Source organism: Kluyvera sp. STS39-E (assembly GCF_040932435.1).
Lineage (GTDB): Bacteria > Pseudomonadota > Gammaproteobacteria > Enterobacterales > Enterobacteriaceae > Kluyvera.
The window spans coordinates 206,383-226,111 of record NZ_JBFQGA010000001.1 but is presented as its reverse complement, the minus strand read 5'-3'; the positions used below and the strand labels follow the sequence as shown (position 1 = coordinate 226,111).

18 protein-coding genes and 1 riboswitch are annotated in these 19,729 nt (G+C 54.3%); of the genes, 6 read left to right on the top strand and 12 right to left on the bottom strand.

The window, feature by feature from the left end; genetic code table 11:
- The first annotated feature begins 34 nt into the window (after window positions 1-34).
- Window positions 35-892 (top strand): helix-turn-helix domain-containing protein, encoded by an 858-nt coding sequence (locus AB4K05_RS01070; protein WP_368478217.1) that lies wholly within the window; start codon window positions 35-37, stop codon window positions 890-892.
- Here AB4K05_RS01070 and AB4K05_RS01065 read toward each other — a convergent pair.
- The 8 genes from AB4K05_RS01065 to nudF all read right to left on the bottom strand — a co-directional run bounded on the left by AB4K05_RS01065 (window position 889) and on the right by nudF (window position 8,546).
- A complete protein-coding gene (locus AB4K05_RS01065; RefSeq protein WP_368478216.1) occupies window positions 889-2,178 on the bottom strand; it encodes a TRAP transporter large permease in 1,290 nt (429 codons plus the stop codon). The two genes, AB4K05_RS01070 and AB4K05_RS01065, sit on opposite strands and share 4 nt — an antisense overlap.
- Window positions 2,179-2,190: 12 nt before the next feature.
- Window positions 2,191-2,739 carry a TRAP transporter small permease gene (locus tag AB4K05_RS01060; protein ID WP_368478215.1) on the bottom strand — a complete coding sequence of 183 codons (549 nt, stop codon included), beginning with the start codon at window positions 2,737-2,739 and terminating at the stop codon, window positions 2,191-2,193.
- Between the two features lie 57 nt (window positions 2,740-2,796).
- Complete coding sequence (locus AB4K05_RS01055) at window positions 2,797-3,774, bottom strand: TRAP transporter substrate-binding protein (protein WP_368478214.1); 978 nt, start codon at window positions 3,772-3,774, stop codon at window positions 2,797-2,799.
- Window positions 3,775-4,074: 300 nt separating this feature from the next.
- Entirely contained in the window at window positions 4,075-5,970 is a 1,896-nt protein-coding gene (gene parE / locus AB4K05_RS01050) for a DNA topoisomerase IV subunit B (RefSeq protein ID WP_368478213.1), read from the bottom strand.
- 27 nt (window positions 5,971-5,997) lie between these two features.
- Window positions 5,998-6,573 carry an esterase YqiA gene (yqiA, locus tag AB4K05_RS01045; protein WP_368478212.1) on the bottom strand — a complete coding sequence of 192 codons (576 nt, stop codon included), beginning with the start codon at window positions 6,571-6,573 and terminating at the stop codon, window positions 5,998-6,000.
- Window positions 6,573-7,400 carry a 3',5'-cyclic-AMP phosphodiesterase gene (gene cpdA, locus AB4K05_RS01040; protein WP_368478211.1) on the bottom strand — a complete coding sequence of 276 codons (828 nt, stop codon included), beginning with the start codon at window positions 7,398-7,400 and terminating at the stop codon, window positions 6,573-6,575. The genes yqiA and cpdA overlap by 1 nt, the downstream gene beginning before the upstream one ends.
- 91 nt (window positions 7,401-7,491) lie before the next feature.
- A complete protein-coding gene (locus AB4K05_RS01035; protein WP_368478210.1) occupies window positions 7,492-7,917 on the bottom strand; it encodes a DUF1249 family protein in 426 nt (141 codons plus the stop codon).
- Window positions 7,914-8,546, bottom strand: coding sequence for an ADP-ribose diphosphatase (gene nudF, locus AB4K05_RS01030; protein ID WP_368478209.1), 633 nt, complete (start codon window positions 8,544-8,546; stop codon window positions 7,914-7,916). Before nudF ends, AB4K05_RS01035 begins: the two co-directional genes overlap by 4 nt.
- Before the next feature lie 210 nt (window positions 8,547-8,756).
- Here nudF and tolC point away from each other — a divergent pair, with 210 nt between their 5' ends.
- The 3 genes from tolC to AB4K05_RS01015 all read left to right on the top strand — a co-directional run bounded on the left by tolC (window position 8,757) and on the right by AB4K05_RS01015 (window position 12,209).
- On the top strand, window positions 8,757-10,181 hold the full coding sequence (gene tolC, locus AB4K05_RS01025) for an outer membrane channel protein TolC (RefSeq protein WP_368478208.1): 1,425 nt from the start codon (window positions 8,757-8,759) through the stop codon (window positions 10,179-10,181).
- Between the two features lie 178 nt (window positions 10,182-10,359).
- The gene (locus tag AB4K05_RS01020; protein ID WP_368478207.1) at window positions 10,360-11,043 is read left to right on the top strand and encodes a DUF1190 family protein; all 684 of its coding nucleotides are present in this window, start codon (window positions 10,360-10,362) and stop codon (window positions 11,041-11,043) included.
- Window positions 11,044-11,048: 5 nt separating this feature from the next.
- Complete coding sequence (locus AB4K05_RS01015) at window positions 11,049-12,209, top strand: glutathionylspermidine synthase family protein (protein WP_368478206.1); 1,161 nt, start codon at window positions 11,049-11,051, stop codon at window positions 12,207-12,209.
- 3 nt (window positions 12,210-12,212) lie between these two features.
- Here AB4K05_RS01015 and ygiD read toward each other — a convergent pair whose 3' ends face one another.
- Window positions 12,213-13,001, bottom strand: coding sequence for a 4,5-DOPA dioxygenase extradiol (gene ygiD, locus AB4K05_RS01010; RefSeq protein WP_368478205.1), 789 nt, complete (start codon window positions 12,999-13,001; stop codon window positions 12,213-12,215).
- A gap of 194 nt (window positions 13,002-13,195) precedes the next feature.
- Between ygiD and zupT the strand changes: the two genes are divergently transcribed.
- On the top strand, window positions 13,196-13,969 hold the full coding sequence (gene zupT, locus AB4K05_RS01005; RefSeq protein WP_368478204.1) for a zinc transporter ZupT: 774 nt from the start codon (window positions 13,196-13,198) through the stop codon (window positions 13,967-13,969).
- Window positions 13,970-14,034: 65 nt separating this feature from the next.
- Here zupT and ribB read toward each other — a convergent pair whose 3' ends face one another.
- Window positions 14,035-14,688 (bottom strand): 3,4-dihydroxy-2-butanone-4-phosphate synthase, encoded by a 654-nt coding sequence (gene ribB / locus AB4K05_RS01000; RefSeq protein WP_349595425.1) that lies wholly within the window; start codon window positions 14,686-14,688, stop codon window positions 14,035-14,037.
- Window positions 14,689-14,793: 105 nt separating this feature from the next.
- Window positions 14,794-14,944: riboswitch (FMN riboswitch) on the bottom strand.
- Between the two features lie 121 nt (window positions 14,945-15,065).
- On the opposite strand from ribB, the gene AB4K05_RS00995 reads away from it, so the two are divergent.
- Complete coding sequence (locus AB4K05_RS00995; RefSeq protein WP_368478203.1) at window positions 15,066-15,326, top strand: accessory factor UbiK family protein; 261 nt, start codon at window positions 15,066-15,068, stop codon at window positions 15,324-15,326.
- 71 nt (window positions 15,327-15,397) lie between these two features.
- Here the strand turns inward: AB4K05_RS00995 and hldE are convergent, their stop codons facing one another.
- Window positions 15,398-16,831 (bottom strand): bifunctional D-glycero-beta-D-manno-heptose-7-phosphate kinase/D-glycero-beta-D-manno-heptose 1-phosphate adenylyltransferase HldE, encoded by a 1,434-nt coding sequence (hldE, locus tag AB4K05_RS00990; RefSeq protein ID WP_368478202.1) that lies wholly within the window; start codon window positions 16,829-16,831, stop codon window positions 15,398-15,400.
- Window positions 16,832-16,878: 47 nt separating this feature from the next.
- Window positions 16,879-19,719 carry a bifunctional [glutamate--ammonia ligase]-adenylyl-L-tyrosine phosphorylase/[glutamate--ammonia-ligase] adenylyltransferase gene (gene glnE, locus AB4K05_RS00985; RefSeq protein ID WP_368478201.1) on the bottom strand — a complete coding sequence of 947 codons (2,841 nt, stop codon included), beginning with the start codon at window positions 19,717-19,719 and terminating at the stop codon, window positions 16,879-16,881.
- Window positions 19,720-19,729 lie beyond the last annotated feature (10 nt).

Here is a 19,729-nt window from a genome sequence, read left to right as displayed (position 1 = left end):
AGATTAACCCGGTAAAAATTTAAATTTATTGCACATGACTGCGTCTTGGAATGCCGAACATCTGGAGCTCATCACACTGAATGACACTGTGGCGTCATTCAGCCGACTTTTTGCCAATACCGTGCGCTACCACCACTGGCATCAGTGTCTGGAAATTCTCTATGTCGAAGAGGGATTTGGCGTGGTGATTGTCGATAATCGCCAGTACACCATGCGCCCCGGCAGGCTCTTTTTCTTCCCGCCGTTTACGCTGCATAAAGTCATGGTGGATGAGAAAGCGCAGGACAGCTATCGCCGCACCATCATTCACGTTGACCAGCATGCAATCGCTACATTTTTCCGCCATTTCCCTGAAAATCACCGCCGTTTGCAGGCGCTTTCCGCTCGCGGTCGCCCGGCATTTGTTGCCGATTTAGCGGATATTCACCCGCATATCGACCATCTGTTCAGCCTGTATACCCACGCCGCCACGCGCTCGGCCCTAAGCACCGAACAGATCGCCTGTATGCTGATGACGCTGTTCACCATGCTGCCGCCCGTACAGGAGAAAATGGCGGATACCGCACAGGGTATCGCCAGTCCGGTGATGTTCTGGATTGAAGAAAATTATCAGAAGAAGTTCAGCCTCGATGCGTTGGCAGCAGAGCTTGGAAAATCGCGCAGCTATCTGTCGCGCCGCTTTCATGCCGAAACCGGAGAACATATTCACGATTATCTCAATACGCTGCGCCTGCGTCGCGCCTGTGAACTGCTGCTGCACAGCGCCCTGCCGGTCAATGAAATTGCCGGACAGGTAGGATTTGCCGAGGTGACCTACTTTATTAGCTCATTTAAAAAGGGGATCGGCGAGACCCCCTTGCAGTATCGGAAAAATCACATTCAGCGCGGTTAGCGAAAATGCCCCGGCAGCCACAGCGAGATTGTCGGGATGTAAGTAATGGCAATCAGCACCAGGAACAGCACGCAGTAGAACGGGATCATCGCTTTCACGACGGTCTCAATTTTCTGCCCGCTCACGGCGCTCGCCACGAACAGTACGGAACCAACCGGCGGCGTGATTAGGCCAATCCCGAGGTTCATCATCATGATGATGCCAAAGTGCACCGGATCGATGCCCAGCGCAACCACCACCGGAAGCAGGATCGGCGTGAGGATCAGAATCAGCGGCGCCATATCCATCAGACAGCCTAGCAGTAACAGCATAATGTTGATAATCAACAAAATGACATACTTGTTGTCCGACAGTGACAGCAACCCGGCAGAAATTTCCTGCGGCAGCCCCACCAGCGTCATCACCGAGCCAAAGGCGGCGGCGAAGGCAATCAGCACCATCACCATGGTGACGGTCTTGATCGTGCGATGGATAAGCTTAGGGAAATCTTTGAGTTTATATTCGCGATAGACAAAGAACGTGACGAACATCGCCCAGATACAGGCAATGGCGCCGGATTCCGTTGGGGTGAAAAAGCCCGACAGAATGCCGCCGGAGATAATCACGATAGTGACCAGCCCCCAGATAGCATCTGAGGCAATTTTCAGTTTCCGCTTAAGCTCAACGCGCTCCTCTTTCGGGTAGTTATTTTTGCGCGCTGCAATCAGGCACATAACGATTAGCGTAACGCACAGCACCAGCGTGGGAATAATCCCGGCAAGGAACATCGCCGGAATGGTTACCGCGGCGGTGTTTGCCACGATCGCGAACAGCACCGAGTTGTGACTCGGCGGCACAAGGATCGCCTGTACCGAGGCGCTGGCGGTCAGCACCGCGCCGAAGGAACGCGGATAACCTTTACGCTCCATCTCGGGGATCAGCACCGATCCGATAGAAGCGGTATCCGCGACAGACGATCCGGAGATCGCACCAAACAGCGTGGACGCGAGGATATTCACCAACGACAGGCCGCCGCGGATCCAGCCGACGAACAGGCCGGCAAAATCCACCAGCCTACGCGCCATCCCGCCTTCAGCCATAATCGCCCCAGCGAACACAAAGAACGGGATGGTCAGCAGGTTGACGTTATCGGTGCTGTGGAAGATGGTAATGATCAGGCCATCGAGTGAGAAATCTGCGAAGGCCGTCACTACCACGGCGGTCAGGCCAACGGCGTACGCCACCGGCATCCCGACAGCCATCAACACCACGAAGGTCACAACAAAAACAATCAGCGTTAAGTCCATGATTACCTTTCCTTAGTGACCCACTTTTGGCGATCCAAACTGCACCAGCTCGCGGTGCGTTTGCGGACCACACAGTAGTTTCTCCACCACGAACAGCAGCGTGAAGAACGCGCCAATCGGAATCGGCATATGGGTGATACCGGAAGTCAGGAACGGCAGCGATGGCACCACGTCCTCCCAGGCATCCATACAGCCAATAATTCCCCAGTGGATAATAAACAAGCAGGTTGCCAGCATTGCCAGATCGACAAATACCGCCAGCGCCTTTTTCATCGCCGGGTTGATATGATCGACCAGCATGGTAATGGCAATATGGCTTCCTGCGCGGTACGCGGCTGCAGCGCCGACGAAGGAAAACGTGATCATGCAAATCTGCGACAGCGGCTCGGGCCAACTGGTTGACGCGTGCGGTAAAAAGCCAAGCCACGCGGGAAAGTCAGGGCGAAAGCGGGCGTAGATCCCCACCAGATAAATAAACGTCATAAACAACAGGCTAATCCCTGATAGCCAAATGCAAATCCGATATACGCCATCCATGACCAGGACATAGAAATTTTTCATCTTTATCTCCAGCTCAAATCGGGCAGACTGGACGCAGCCAGCCCGCCCCAATGCGCATTATTTGGTGTCCTGAATTTCCTGCATTAAATCACTGAACTGTTTACCGTATTTTTCACGTACCGGCGCAGTCGCGTCGACGAACGGCTTTTTATCGACCGGGAGGAATTTCACGCCCTGGCTCTGCAGACGCTGCTTGGATTTCTCAACGTATTCGGCCCACAGCACGCGCTCTTCCGCTTGCGCTTCTTTCGCCAGCTTGGCGATCAGAGCCTGATCTTCTGGCGTGAGTTTGCTCCATTTACGTTTCGAGAAGGCGAGCACTTCTGGGATCATAAAATGCTCGGTCAGATCGAAGTACTTGGTTCCTGCCACCACGTAGTTTTCGGTATCAAAGGTAGGTTCGTTGTTTTCTGCGGCGTCGATAACCCCGGTTTGCAGGCTAGCAAATACATCGCCAACCGGCAGAACAATAGGGTTCGCGCCAAGTGCTTTAAAGGTATCCAGACCAATCGGGTTGTTCTGCAGGCGGATTTTCACCCCTTTCAGATCGTCGAGAGTGGTGATCGGTTTTTTGGTGATCAGGCTGCGGGAGCCCGCATCCATCCATCCGAGGAATACCAGGCCGAGGTTGCTGTCGGAGATCTCTTTCGCCAGCTTGGTCCCTATGTTTCCATCCAGCACTTTGTGCTGATGATCGACGTCGCGGAACACAAACGGCATGTTGAATACGCTAACCTGAGGAAGAATGCCGCCGACCGGCGCCATGGAGACACGCAGAATATCAATTGCCCCTGCGCGTGTTTTTTCCAGCGTTGTACTTTCATCGCCCATCTGCCCGCTTGGGAACATCCGGATGGAAAGCCGCCCATCCGTTTGCGCGCTGAGTTTTTCACCCATATGGATAACCGCTGCGGTCGTCGGATAATCAGCCGGGTGCACATCGGAAGCAATGAACACCGTTTTTGCCATCACGGCCGCAGACCCCATCAGTAACGATAAAGATAAAACGCTTACTGCCAGTTTTGTTCTTAACATAGACGATTCTCTGTTGATGAAAGATAAAATTCACTATGCGAATCAATTGCCAGCACAGATTGACGTCCATGTTCAGAAGTATGTTTTATATCCCGCGAATGAATATGCAAGAAGTCATACAACTAAAATGTGACCTGTCATACCAAATTTTAAAATGGCATTTCAGTATGCGTAGAAATTAGAATTGAATCGATTCATTTGCCCGTAAGAACGCTGGCAAGATGTGCAAAAGGGTGTTGCGGGTAATAAAAAAGGAGACGCAAGCGTCTCCTTTTCATCATGTCGGATAAGTTTAGCGTATCAGCCTTCGATATCCGCCAAGTCGCCTTTTTCCTGCAGCCAGTTGCGACGGTCTTCCGAGCGTTTCTTGGCCAGCAGCATATCCATCATCGCATTGGTTTGATTTTCATCTTCATCGGTGATGAAAAGCTGCACCAAGCGGCGGGTGTTAGGATCGAGTGTCGTTTCACGCAGCTGCAGGGGATTCATCTCACCCAGACCTTTAAAGCGCTGAACGTTCGGTTTGCCCTTCTTGCGCTTTAACTGCTCCAGCACACCCGCTTTTTCCTCTTCGGTCAGGGCGTAGTAAACCTCTTTGCCCAGATCGATACGATAAAGCGGCGGCAGCGCCACATAAACGTGGCCTTCTTTTACCAGCGCGCGGAAGTGTTTCACAAACAGCGCACACAGCAGGGTCGCAATGTGTAAACCATCGGAGTCGGCATCCGCGAGGATACAGATCTTGCCGTAACGCAGCTGGCTGAGATCGGCGCTGTCAGGATCGATACCGATCGCCACGGAAATATCGTGCACTTCCTGCGACGCCAGCACTTCATCAGAAGAGACTTCCCAAGTATTGAGGATCTTACCCTTCAGCGGCATGATCGCCTGGTATTCACGATCACGAGCCTGTTTCGCAGAGCCACCCGCCGAGTCACCTTCAACTAAGAACAGTTCGGTACGGGCCAGGTCCTGCGCGGTGCAGTCTGCCAGCTTGCCGGGCAGCGCCGGGCCGCTGGTGAGCTTTTTACGCACCACTTTTTTGGCGGCGCGCAGACGACGCTGGGCGCTGGAAATCGCCATTTCCGCAAGCAGCTCAGCTGACTGAACGTTCTGGTTTAGCCACAGGCTGAAGGCATCTTTTACCACGCCGGAAACAAAGGCCGCACACTGACGCGAAGAGAGACGCTCTTTGGTTTGCCCGGCAAACTGCGGGTCCTGCATCTTCACGGAAAGCACGTAGGCGCAGCGATCCCAGATATCTTCCGCCGACAGCTTCACGCCACGCGGCAGAATATTGCGGTATTCGCAGAACTCGCGCATGGCGTCGAGCAGCCCTTGACGCAGGCCGTTCACGTGGGTGCCGCCCTGCATGGTTGGGATCAGGTTGACGTAGCTTTCAGTCAGCAGCTCGCCACCTTCCGGCAGCCACAGCAGCGCCCAATCGACCGCTTCAGTGTCGCCAGAGAAATTACCGACAAACGGTTTTTCCGGCAGCAACGGCAGGCCGTTAACCGCTTCGCTCAGATAATCGGTCAGGCCGTCGGCGTAGCGCCAGGTCTGTTCGGTATCATTCACTTTGTCTTTAAAGACAATTTCCACGCCCGGGCAGAGTACCGCTTTGGCTTTCAGCAGATGGCTTAAGCGGGAAGCTGAGAAACGTGGGCTATCGAAGAAGCTCTCGTCAGGCCAGAAGTGAACGCTGGTCCCGGTGTTGCGTTTGCCGCAGGTGCCGGAAACATGCAGTTCTTCAACCTTTTCGCCGTGTTCAAAGGCGATGCTGTAAATCTGACCGTCGCGGCGCACGTTAACTTCCACGCGTTTTGACAGGGCGTTAACCACCGAGATCCCTACGCCGTGCAGGCCGCCGGAGAACTGGTAGTTTTTATTCGAAAACTTGCCCCCCGCATGCAAACGACAAAGGATCAGCTCAATCGCCGGTACACCCTCTTCCGGGTGAATGTCGACGGGCATGCCGCGACCGTCATCAATAACTTCCAGCGACTGATCGGCATGAAGGATCACCTCGACACGCTTGGCGTGCCCGGCCAGCGCTTCATCCACGCTGTTATCAATCACTTCCTGACCCATGTGGTTAGGACGTGTGGTATCTGTATACATCCCCGGGCGGCGGCGAACCGGCTCAAGCCCGGTGAGTACCTCAATGGCATCAGCGTTATAAGAAGATTGCGTCATGATCTATTCGTAGGTAGTTGGCGCTGCTTAATGCAACCCCAGAAAATCGATAATCTGTGTGAAGTGATCTTCAAAGCCGGTAAATGCGTGATTACCGCCCTCCTCGACCGTTTGTCGGCAGGAGGTGAAATAGTCCACGGCCTGGCGATAATCAAGAACTTCATCACCGGTTTGCTGTAGCAACCAGATAAGATCCGGCGCTTCAAGCGGGTCAATTTGCATCACTTTAAGATCGTAAATATGGCGAGACTCTAGCACATATTGCTGCCCGGTGTAGGGATTCTCGTTCGGGCCAAGGAAATTCACCAGCAGTTCAAACGGCCTGACAGCCGGGTTCACCACCACCGCAGGCAGCATGAAACACTGCGACAGCCAAGTGGCGTAATAACCGCCCAAAGACGACCCAACAATGCCGAGCGGCGCACCGCCGTTTTTCAGCACCAGCGCCTCAAGCAGCTCGGCCGCCTGAGCAGGATATGCCGGCAATTGAGGGATCAGCATGTTCACATCGGGATAATGCTCCGCCAGCCATTGCTTAAGCGCGGTAGCCTTCGCCGACCACGGGGAGCTGTTGAATCCATGCAGATAGAGAAGCGTTGACATCAATAGCCTTCAGATGCGGTATCAGGATGGAATTCCACCCCGGCCAGACGGCAGACTTCGGTGGTCAGGGAACCATCATCATGCAGTTCCAGCCAGCGCCACCCTGGGGAGACGGTATCCAGAGTAAAGTTCGAGCAATGCGGTTTAAACTGCACGCAGGTCGACGGAGTCGCCATGATACGCCGACCATTCCAGTCAACGTCCAGCTCTTGGTGAATGTGACCACACAGCAGGTTTTTCACGCGCGGATAACGCGCCAACACGCCGTCCAGCGCCCCGGCATTGCGCAAACTGTGCTGATCCAACCAGCTACAACCTGACGGGAGCGGATGATGGTGTAAAAGCAGGAGAGTATGGCGCTCAGGCGCCTCGGCCAGACGTTTCTCCAGCCACTCCAGCTGAAACTCGCTCAGTTCACCGTGAGGCACGCCGAATACCTGGCTGTCCAGCAACAAAATCTGCCAGCGTTCGCCCACCAGCACGCGCTTCGCCGGGGAAATTCCAGCATCTTGCAGCGTGCTGTACATTGAAGGCTGAAAATCATGATTGCCCGGTAGCCAAACGCAGGGTGCAGAAAAACTCGCGATGCCATCAGCAAAATGCTGATAGGCCGCGGACGAGTGATCCTGTGCTAAATCGCCGGTTGCGACCACTAGGTCAATATCCCGCGCCGAGGCATGAATCGCCTGCAAGACGGCGTGATAGCTCTCCCAAGTGTTCACCCCTAACAGCGTTTCATCTTTCTGGGCAAACAGGTGAGTGTCAGTAATTTGCAGTACCCTAACACTGGCCCCACCAGCCAGAGGAAGGTTTAAAAGGCTTTCCAAATGGTGTCCTTAGGTTTCACGATGCAAATATACACATCATCCTCTCAGGCTACTTCGCGCGCGCTGCGTCTTTGATGACGCCTGAAGGGTGCTATGTACAAACCGGAATCGCCATCGCTCCATGTGCTAAACAGAATCTCAGCCAATCAGCCAAAAACTGATTAATTTGATGCTTTTCGTCGCGTTGATGCAACTTTTTATTTGGATAATCATACCGCGCTTTGAAGCGAAAGATCTGCTGACTTGAACACACTTCAGCCACCATCGCATCATGATACAGTCGAACCGTCATTGACGGCAGGCTCCAATAGCTTACCGCTGGCAGCGTTTGTTCAATCGTAACCAGCGTAGTGTAACGAGTTGATTCGACTATCGTTAAGCGATATTGCGCATTGGACACCTGATAGCTCACCGTTTCGCCGGCTTCATCAACGCGCGGCAGTAAGCGACGCAATTGTGCGAAGTTCGTTTCGCACAGGCGCATCATTTCTGGGAAGTCAGGTGTATATCGCTTCATTTGGTCCACTCTTTTCGTAAGTCCTGATAATGCAGCTGCAGCCATTGCAAAGCGATGACAGACGCTGCGTTGTCAATTTTTCCATCCTCTACACACTGATAAGCGAACTCCCGGCTTACCACGTGAACCCGAATGTCTTCGTGTTCATCTGCCAGGCCATGAATACCTTTGGCCGTTGTCGCGTCCACTTCGCCGACCATAATGGTCAGACGCTCGCTGGTACCACCCGGACTTGCCAGATAGCTAAGGCACTGTTTCACGCGCCCCACATCCAGCCCCGCCTCTTCCTGCGACTCCCGTCGCGCAACGTCCTCGACGGTTTCCCCTTCTTCTATCATGCCGGCGACCATCTCCAGCAGGTAGGGCGTTTCACTGGTGTCATAGGCGGCGATGCGAATCTGTTCAATCAGCACCACTTCATCGCGCACTGGGTCAAAGGGTAGCAAGACTGCAGCGTGACCGCGCTCAAAAATTTCACGTCTGACCTCACCGCTCATCTCGCCATTGAACAGGCGATGGCGAAAGCGATACACATCAAGCGAAAAAAAACCGCGATATACCGTTTCTCGTGCAATAATTTCTACATCATTTTTCGAGAGCGTTGCCACAGGGTTAACTGTTTTTTTCATAGACAGGCCTATGCAATAATTGTGTTGAAATTGTGGATTTAAAGTCGGTGGTTCTAAGGATTCACCAACTCTATGGTAGATTGGTGCAAATTAACGCCAGATGGCACATTACGACAACTTTTTAACGTGACAGACTCTGGTACAATCGGTGAATATTTTTTCTGTGAATTAGATCAGCGCTAAGCTTCACAACAAGGAATGCAAATGCAAATGAAGAAATTGCTCCCTATTCTTATTGGTCTGAGCCTTACGGGTTTCAGTGCAATGAGCCAGGCAGAGAATCTGTTACAGGTCTATCAGCAGGCACGGACCAGCAACCCGGATCTCCGTAAATCTGCCGCAGATCGTGATGCCGCATTCGAGAAGATCAACGAAGCGCGCAGCCCTCTGTTACCGCAGTTAGGCTTGGGTGCTGATTATACCTATACCAATGGTTTCCGCGACAGCAACGGCGTGAACTCTAACGTGACCAGCGGCTCACTGCAGTTAACGCAGAGCCTGTTTGATATGTCTAAATGGCGTGCTCTGACTTTGCAGGAAAAATCTGCGGGCATCCAAGACGTCACGTATCAGACCGACCAGCAGACGCTGATCCTCAATACTGCCACCGCGTACTTCAACGTTCTGAGCGCCATCGACTCGCTCTCCTACACCGAAGCACAGAAGCAGGCCATTTACCGCCAATTGGATCAAACGACCCAGCGCTTTAACGTTGGCCTCGTCGCTATCACCGACGTGCAGAACGCCCGTTCACAGTACGATACCGTCCTTGCGAACGAAGTCACCGCGCGTAACAACCTCGACAACGCCGTTGAAGCGCTGCGTCAGGTCACCGGTAACTACTATCCAGAGCTGGCTTCTCTGAACGTTGACGGTTTTAAAACCGACAAACCTCAGGGCGTAAATTCGCTGCTGAAAGAAGCAGAAAACCGCAACCTGGCCCTGTTGCAGGCTCGCCTGAGCCAGGATCTGGCGCGTGAGCAAATTCGTTTGGCACAAGATGGTCACCTGCCGACGCTGGATTTAACCGCTTCCACCGGGGTGTCTAACACTTCCTACAGCGGTTCCAAAACTAACGGTTCCAACTACAACGACAACGATGCCGGCCAGAACAAAATTGGCCTGAGCTTCTCCCTGCCGCTGTATCAGGGCGGGATGGTTAACTCGCAGGTCAAACAAGCACAGTACAACTTCGTGGGCGCCAGCGAACAACTGGAAAGCGCACACCGTTCTGTGGTGCAGACCGTCCGTTCTTCCTTTAACAACGTCAATGCCTCTATCAGCAGCATCAACGCCTACAAACAGGCAGTGGTTTCTGCGCAGAGTTCTTTGGACGCGATGGAAGCGGGTTACTCCGTGGGTACGCGTACTATCGTTGACGTATTGGATGCAACCACCACGCTGTATAACGCAAAACAGCAGCTTTCCAGCGCGCGTTATAACTACCTGATTAACCAGCTTAATATCAAATCTGCGCTCGGCACGCTCAACGAGCAGGATCTGCTGGCGCTGAACAATACGCTGGGTAAACCGGTTTCAACCTCTAACGCCACCGTCGCGCCGGAAAATGCTCAGCAGGACGCTGCGGCTGATGGTTACACCTCGGCGGCAACCAGCAAAGCACGTATTCGCTAACTCTGATTTAGCGTAAATAAAGGCTCGCATTATGCGAGCCTTTTTTATTTAGCCCCTCTCAACGTAAGGCAACGTAAAGATCCCCCGCTTTATCCCCTTCTTCGCTTCATTTTCAACCACTCATCCACTATCCTGAGCGCTATTGCAATACCACTCTACTGGGTCCAGGAAGATTAAAATGAAACGGACAAACAATATTTCGCACGCCGCATTTCGTAAAAGCTGGGGCGCGCGCCACTTAACGCCGGTCGCACTCGCCGTTACCGCAGTATTCATGCTGGCGGGCTGTGAGAAAAGCGACGAAACCGTAACGCTGTATCAGAACGCAGACGACTGCTCTGCCGCCAATCCGAGCAAAAGCGCGGAATGTACAACGACCTACAACAACGCCCTGAAAGAAGCCGAGCGCACCGCTCCGAAATACGCTAGCCGTGAAGACTGTATCGCTGAATTCGGTGAAGGCCAGTGCCAGCAAGCACCTGCACAAGCAGGTATGGCACCGACTGGCGAAGGCCAGGCTCAGGCGCAGAATCAGAGCAGCGGTAGTTTCTGGATGCCGCTGATGGCAGGTTACATGATGGGCCGTATGATGAGCGGCGGCATGGGCGGCTATCAACAGCAGCCGGTGTTCACGTCGAAGAACCCATCAAGCCCAGCGTACGGTAAGTACACCGATGCGGGCGGCAAAAACTACGGTGCAGCGCAGCCGGGTCGTTCAATGAACGTACCGAAAACGGCGATGGCACCAAAACCGGCAACCACCAACACCGTCACCCGCGGTGGCTTTGGTGAGTCCGTGGCAAAACAGTCCACCATGCAACGTAGCGCAACGGGCACCACCTCCCGTTCGATGGGCGGCTGATTATCATGGAAAGAGTCAGTATTGTTGAACGCCCGGACTGGCGTGAAAAAGCAACCGAATACGGCTTTAACTTTCACACCATGTACGGCGAGCCGTACTGGAGCGAAGAAGCCTATTACAAGCTGACGCTCGCTCAAGTGGAAAAGCTGGAAGACGTCACCGCCGAATTGCACCAGCTGTGCCTGAAAGTGGTTGACCGCGTTATCGCCAGCGATGAGCTGATGGCGAAATTCCGCATTCCAAAGCATACCTGGGGCTTTGTTCGCCAGTCATGGCAGACGAACCAGCCGTCGCTCTATTCCCGCCTCGATCTGGCGTGGGACGGCACCGGTGAGCCGAAGCTGCTGGAGAACAACGCCGATACGCCAACCTCGCTGTACGAAGCAGCGTTCTTCCAGTGGATTTGGCTGGAAGATCAGCTTAACGCTGGCAACCTGCCGGAAGGCAGCGACCAGTTCAACAGCCTGCAGGAAAAGCTAATTGAGCGCTTTGTCGAGCTGCGCGAGCAGCACGGTTTCCAACTGCTGCATATGACCTGCTGCCAAGATACCGTGGAAGATCGCGGTACGGTGCAATATTTGCAGGACTGTGCGGCAGAAGCGGAAGTCGCGACCGAGTTCCTCTATATCGATGAAATTGGGCTGGGCGAAAAGGGGCAGTTTACCGATCTCCAGGATCAGGTTATTGGCAACCTGTTCAAGCTTTATCCGTGGGAATACATGCTGCGTGAGATGTTCTCCACCAAGCTCGAAGACGCGGGCGTTCGCTGGCTTGAGCCGGCGTGGAAGAGCATCATCTCCAATAAAGCGTTGCTGCCGATGCTGTGGGAAATGTTCCCGGATCACCCGAACCTGCTCCCAGCCTACTTTGCCGAAGACGCACACCCACCGATGGATAAATTCGTGGTGAAACCGATCTTCTCCCGCGAGGGGGCAAATATCTCGATCGTCGAAAACGGTAAAACCATTGAACAGGTGGAAGGTCCGTACGGCGAAGAAGGAATGATCGTGCAACAGTTCTATCAGTTGCCGAAGTTTGGCGATAGCTACATGCTGATCGGCAGCTGGCTTATCAACGATCAGCCCGCTGGGATTGGTATTCGTGAGGACAGAGCGCTGATCACTCAGGATCTGTCACGTTTCTATCCCCACATTTTCGTTGAGTAATCGCTAGCCTATCAGTACCGATAGCATGCTTAAGGAGCCCATTTCGATACCGTCCACCGGGATCGTGATGGGTTCTTCTCCATCCCACGCGCCTAAGACATACAGCAGCGGCAGGAAGTGCTCCGCCGTTGGGTTCGAGAGCGAGCCGCCTTCATGCGCTAGATAGTTCACCAACGGATGCTGTTCAACCGGCCCTGTCCATTTCAGATTCGCTTTAACATAGTCGTTAAATGACGTCGCCCACGGATAAGGTGAGGAATCACCGTGCCATTTCGCGGTACGCAGGTTATGTACCACGTTGCCACTCGCCACCAGCATAATGCCTTCATCGCGCAGGCTGGCCAGCTTTTTCCCCATCTCAAGATGCCATGCCGCTGGTTTGGTACTATCAATACTCAACTGCACCATCGGAATATCGGCGTTCGGGTACATCTTAATCAGCACGCCCCATGACCCGTGGTCGAAACCCCAAGCTTCCGTATCCAGCGCGACGGGAACCGGTGACAGTAGCTCAACCAGTTTTTGCGCTAACTCAGGCGAGCCTGGAGCCGGGTAATGCGTGTCGTACAATGCCTGCGGGAAACCGCCGAAATCGTGGATCGTTTTTGGCGTTTCCATCGCCGTCACGCCCGTGCCACGGGTGAACCAGTGCGCGGAAACGACGACAATCGCTTTCGGACGAGGCAATGTCTCACCGAGGTGCTGCCAAGTACGGGTATAGAGGTTATCTTCCAGTACGTTCATCGGGCTACCGTGACCTAAAAACAGTGCTGGCATTCGGTTACGAGACATGATGTTATCCTTTCAGAGGCATAATTGAATAACACCACATTAACCTGTTTTCCGTGAGGATAAACTCAGATAAGCATGATGATGATCTTCAGAAAATTTGAATGTAAGGATGAGGTAAAGAATGCTGTCGCCTCTCGCCAGCCATCACGAATTTCAATATTATGAATGATAATCATTATCATAAGGAGTAAGCGATGTCGGTACCGCTGATTCTGACATTACTGGCAGGAGCTGCCACATTTATTGGCGCCATTCTCGGCGTCATTGGCCAAAAGCCGTCAAACCGGGTGCTGGCGTTTTCTCTCGGCTTCGCCGCCGGGATCATGCTGCTTATCTCGCTGATGGAAATGCTGCCTGCAGCGTTGGGCACTGAAGGCATGTCACCGGTGTTAGGTTACGGCATGTTTGTGGTCGGGTTGCTCGGTTACTTCGCGCTCGATCGTGCGCTACCGCACGCCCATCCGCAAGATTTGATGCAGAAAACCAACCCGCCTCTGCCGCGTAATATCCGACGCACGGCCGTGCTGCTCACGCTCGGCATCAGCTTGCACAACTTCCCAGAAGGTATCGCTACCTTCGTCACCGCCAGCAACAATCTCGAACTGGGGTTTGGTATCGCGCTCGCCGTGGCGTTGCACAATATCCCTGAAGGCTTGGCTGTCGCCGGGCCGGTATACGCGGCGACAGGTTCAAAGCGTAAGGCGGTATTCTGGGCCGGGATCTCAGGGATGGCGGAAATCCTCGGCGGCGTGCTGGCCTGGGCCATTCTCGGCAGCATGGTGTCGCCAATACTGATGGCGTCGATCATGGCGGCCGTGGCCGGAATTATGGTTGCCCTGTCGGTAGATGAATTGATGCCGCTGGCAAAAGAGATCGATCCTAACAACAACCCAAGCTACGGCGTGCTATGCGGAATGTCGGTGATGGGATTGAGCCTAGTGGCATTACAGGCGATGGGGATTGGTTGATATCGACAAAAAAGCCCGGCACATCTGGCCGGGCTTTAAATTCGTCATACTGCATCGCAGCTTAATTAGCTCGCTTTACGCTCGTGTTCACGACGGTAGGCCACTAAGTCTTCGATAGTTACCAACGCCATATTGTGTTCCTTCGCAAACTTGATGCACTCCGGCGCGCGCGCCATGGTGCCATCGTCATTGGTCAGTTCACACAGCACGCCTGCTGGTTTAAAACCTGCCAAGCTCACTAAATCGATAGTCGCTTCGGTATGGCCACCGCGGGTCAGGACGCCGCCCGGCTGCGCGCGCAGCGGGAATACGTGGCCAGGACGGTTCAGGTCTGACGGTTTTGCGTTGTCGGCAATCGCCGCACGCACGGTAGTCAGGCGGTCAGCAGCAGAAACGCCGGTGGTCACACCGTGCGCCGCTTCGATGGTGACCGTAAAGCCGGTGCCGTAGGCGCTGGTGTTGTTTTCCACCATCATCGGCAGTTCCAGCTGTTTACGACGTTCATCGGTCAAGCACAGACAAACGATGCCGCTACCGTGACGGATAGTCAGCGCCATTTGTTCAACGGTCATGTTTTCGGCGGCAAAGATCATGTCGCCTTCGTTCTCGCGATCTTCGTCGTCCAGCACCATCGCACCGCGGCCTTCGCGCAGAGCAATCAGCGCGTTTTCAACGCGTTCGAAAGAAGTACCAAAAGAGGAAAGTAGCGTCTGATTCATGGTAAAAAAACCTCATTAAAATTATGGTTACCAGAATCAGGGCAGTCTTAGGAGTGCCGATAAACGGCCAATAGATAACGCGAGCGGGCGCAAACCCGGCTGGATCGTTACTCTCTCCCATCCGGACTCTAACCGTCGGCCCCGGAATTACACCGGATCTGCTGACCTTCCCGTTGTACACAGAAAGCGCTCGCGGGCTTTCAGCCGTAGCTGATTTACCGCCGGTGGGGAATTTCGCCCCGCCCTGAGAATAAGCGTACTTACTATAACGCTATTGATTATCTTCGGCAATGCATTAGCTTCGAACAATTCTGGTTTATCGCACCGGGAGAAGCCACTACAATAGCGATAACGCCGACAGAATCAGGGAAACACAGATGATCGATCCGAAAAAAATTGAGCAAATCGCACGCCAGGTACATGAATCCATGCCGAAAGGCCTGCGTGAGTTTGGTGATGACATTGAGAAGAAAGTTCGTCAGGTGATCCAGTCACAGCTGACGCGTCTTGATGTGGTTAGCCGCGAAGAGTTTGACGTGCAGACGCAGGTTTTGCTGCGTACTCGCGAGAAGCTGGCACTGCTGGAGCAGCGGATTAGCGAGCTGGAAAACCGTACGGCTACAGACGAGAAAGCGTAAAAAAACAAAGCCCCTCATCCCGACCCTCTCCCCCATAGGGAGAGGGTTAGGGTGAGGGGAAGCGCGAAGCGTTACTTCCCGCTATCTTTCTGAATTTTCTTGATAATATTGGTCGTTGAACAACCATCTTCAAAGTTCAGCACCAGCACTTCACCGCCGTTCGCCCACACTTCTTCGCTGCCGGCAATCTGTTCTGGCTTATAGTCACCGCCCTTAACCAGACGATCTGGCAAGATCCCCGCAATCAAACGCTGCGGCGTATCTTCTTCAAACGAGACCACCCAGTCGACCGACTCCAGCGCCCCCAGCACGATCATGCGCTGATCCAATGGATTCACCGGACGAGAATCACCTTTCAGGCGTTTGGTTGAAGCATCGCTATTCACAGCGACGATCAGGCGATCGCCCAGCTTGCGCGCATTTGCCAGATAAGAGACGTGACCCGCGTGCAAAATATCGAATACGCCGTTGGTCATCACCACTTTCTCGCCGCGACGACGCGCAGCGGCAACCGCTTGTTTGAGTTCTTCTTCGCTCATCACCCCAAAACCGGTATCCGCACGACCGCGCACGGCGTTTTCCAGCTCGATTGGCGAAACGGTAGAAGTCCCCAGTTTACCGACCACGACACCAGCCGCTGCGTTGGCAAAGAAGCAGGCTTCTTCTAAGGTTTTTCCGGACGCAAGCGTCGCTGCCAGCACGCCAATCACCGTGTCACCAGCACCGGTCACATCGTAAACTTCCTGTGCCTGAGTCGGCTGATGCAGCGGCGCTTTGCCCGGCTGCAGCAGCGTCATACCCTGCTCGGAGCGGGTCACTAACAGCGCAGAAAGATCGAAATCGGCAATCAGCTGCATGCCGCGCTCAATCAGTTCTTCTTCGGTTTTACACTTGCCCACTACCGCTTCAAACTCAGAAAGGTTCGGCGTCAGCAGCGTCGCACCGCGATAGCGTTCGAAATCAGTACCTTTCGGATCGATAAGCACCGGCACTTTCGCCTGGCGTGCCAGCTTAATCATCTGCTGTACGCTCTCCAGCGCCCCTTTGGCGTAGTCGGAAAGCACCAGCGCACCCACGTTCGGCAGACCGCTTTGAATACGATCATGCAGCGGCTGCGGATCGACACCAGCAAAACCCTCTTCAAAATCGAGACGGATCAGCTGCTGGTTACGCGACAACACACGCAGCTTGGTGATGGTCGGGTGTGTTGGGACGGAGACAAAATCGCATTTGACGTTCACGTCGGCCAGCGCTTTATTCAACGCCCGCGCCGCATCATCAATACCGGTCAGGCCGACAAGACGAGAACCCGCGCCCAAGGAGGCAATGTTCATCGCCACGTTCGCCGCGCCGCCAGGACGTTCTTCGATAGTTTCCACTTTCACCACGGGCACCGGGGCTTCTGGGGAAATACGGCTGGTTGGGCCATACCAGTAGCGATCCAACATGACATCGCCAACCACCATCACTCCTGCGCGTTCAAATTCCGGCAGCGTTACTTTCATTCGTGTCTCCAAAGAGAATCAAAATTTTGGCGCGATAATAGCACATTTCACGGTTGAACCAGCCACTTCAGCCAGCTGGCGCTGACCAGTTCACGTTCATGGGTGAAGCTCGCCAGGTCAACATTTCCCGGCAGTTCCTGCAACGCCAGATGATGTAGCGCATCGCGAAGCGTGGTGTAAGCCCGGGTCAGCGCCTGGGCTTCCTGTTCATCCATAATGTCGTTTTGCGCCAGCAGTTCGAGAATTCGCACATTATCCGACCAGCGGGTCAACTTTGGCTTTTCGTGAGCGTAGCGCAGCACCAGATATTGGGTAATAAATTCAATGTCGGTGATCCCACCGGCATCGGTTTTGATATCGAAACGATCGTGATGCTTGCTGCCAAGATGAGCGCGCATTTTCTCACGCATTTCACGAACTTCAGTTTGCAGTACTGCGCCATCACGCGCGGTGGTCATAATTTGTCGACGAATAGCATCGAACTGCTGCTGAAGCTGCGGATCGCCGTAGACCACTCGGGCACGTACCAGCGCCTGATGTTCCCAGGTCCATGCTTCATTTTGCTGATAGTCAGCAAACGCTTCAGCGGTCGTGACGAGCATTCCCGCAGCGCCGGATGGACGCAAGCGGGCATCGACTTCATACAAAATACCCGAAGAAGTACGGGTGCTGAACAGATGCATAATGCGCTGCGCCAGACGCAGATAGAACTGACGGCCATCGATTTCGCGTTCGCCGTCGGTCATCGCATCCATCGGGCAGTCGTGGAGGAACACCAAGTCCAGATCCGAGCTGTAGCCCAGCTCCCAGCCGCCCAGTTTGCCGTAGCCAATAACCGCAAAACCACGACCATTACGCTCACGCAGATGCGTTGGCTGGCCGTAGCGCGCTACCATTTGCACCCATGCCTGCTGGACGACGGCATCGATCATCGCTTCCGCAAGCCAGGTGAGATGGTCGCTGACCTTCATCACCGGCAGCGTGCCGGCGATATCTGCCGCCGCAATATGCAGAAGCTGCGCCTGCTTGAACTGACGCAGCGCTTCTAGCTGCTGCTCTTCATCTTCTTCCGGCACGCGCAGTAGATACTGGCGCAACTCATCACGATAGGCATCGGTTGCCGTCGGTTGATACAACGTGCTCGGATCCAGAAGTTCATCAAGCAACAACGGATAGCGTGCCAGCTGGCTTGCCACCATCGGCGAGGCGGCACACAGGCGAATAAGATGCTTTAACGCGCCAGGGTATTCGCTCAGCAGTTCAAGATAAGTAGTACGCGTAACGATCCCGCTCAGCAGCGGCGTAATCCGCGTTAGCAGCACCTGCGCATCTTCGCGGGCGCATACTTCGCTCAGCAAATGCGGCATCAGGGAATCCAACACCTGACGCCCACGCGGGCCGATAGTTCGCTTATCTAGCTCTTTGCGGAAATCGGCAATTTGCGATACCACACGCTGGCGATCATCGCGGCTTAAATGCGTCAGCACCGCTGGAGTATCATCCTCCTGCAGCGTGTCCTGCCAGAGTTCACGCCAATCTTCAGAAAGCTGCTCTTCCTGCGAGGGCTCCTCGTCGTCACCGATAAGATCATTAAAGACGCGGCGTACCTCAGCCATCAGCGCATCAAGGCGTTCAGTCAGCGTAACCCAGCTATCGGCATGCATGCCCCACGCCAGACGTGCGCGGTTAAGCTCATCGACCGGCAGGGTTTGCGTCTGTTCATCGTTGATGCTTTGCAGCAGGTTTTCTAGGCGCCGCAAGAACAAATAGGCCTCACGCAGCGCCAGTGCGTCCGTTTCAGACAGCAGATGTAGCGCTTCAATGGCCGAAAGCGTCGGCAGCAGCGATCGACTTTGCAACGACGGTTCGCGCCCGCCGCGGATCAACTGAAACACCTGCACGATAAATTCGATCTCGCGGATCCCGCCCGCCCCCAGCTTGATGTTGTCTTTCAATCCCCGGCGGCGCACTTCACGTGTGATCATGCCTTTCATGTTTCGCAGGGATTGAATAACGCTAAAGTCGATGTAACGGCGGAAAACAAACGGCCGCAGCATGGCGCGCAGTTCGCTGGTATAGACACCATCGTCATCGCCCATGATCCGCGCTTTCACCATCGCATAGCGTTCCCAGTCGCGGCCCTGCTCTTGGTAATAATCTTCCAGTGCCGCAAAGCTCAACACCAGTGGGCCGCTATCGCCAAATGGGCGTAGACGCATGTCGACGCGATAGACAAAACCATCCTGCGTCGGCTGGTCGAGTACCTTAATCAGTCGCTGTCCCAGGCGAGTAAAGAACTGGGCGTTGTCCAGCTCACGACGTCCGCCTTGGGTGCTGCCATGTTCAGGCCAAGCAAAAATCAGATCGATATCAGAGGAGAAATTGAGCTCACCGCCGCCCAACTTGCCCATCCCCAGGATCAGCAACGGCTGCGGTACGCCCTCCGCACTGCACGGTGTCCCCCAGTCGCGGCAGCAGGCGTCGTAGAGCCAATTGCGCGCATGAACGATGAGCGTCTCTGCCAAATGGCTAAGCTGTTGGAGCGTATCTTCTTCGCTTATCTGCGAGAGCGCCTGTGACCAAGCAATACGCACCATGATGCGGCGACGGAATACCCGCAGCGCGCGCATGAGCGCCGTTTCATCATGAACCTCAGCCAGCTCAGCTTGGAGCCAACCCGCGTACTTCTGCCACTCATCCGCCTGCGGCGGGTCACTTTCCAGCGACGTGAGCCACTCGGGGTACGCCATCAAACTTTGCTGAACAAAATCACTGAAGGTGAAAACAGCCTGGGCATTTGCGCTAAGCGTCGCGATTGGAAAATCTTCCGGAGCGCGCTCCACCAGCGTGTGCCAGTGCTGCTGTAACTGCGAAGAAAGCGGCGTCATACACGGGTTC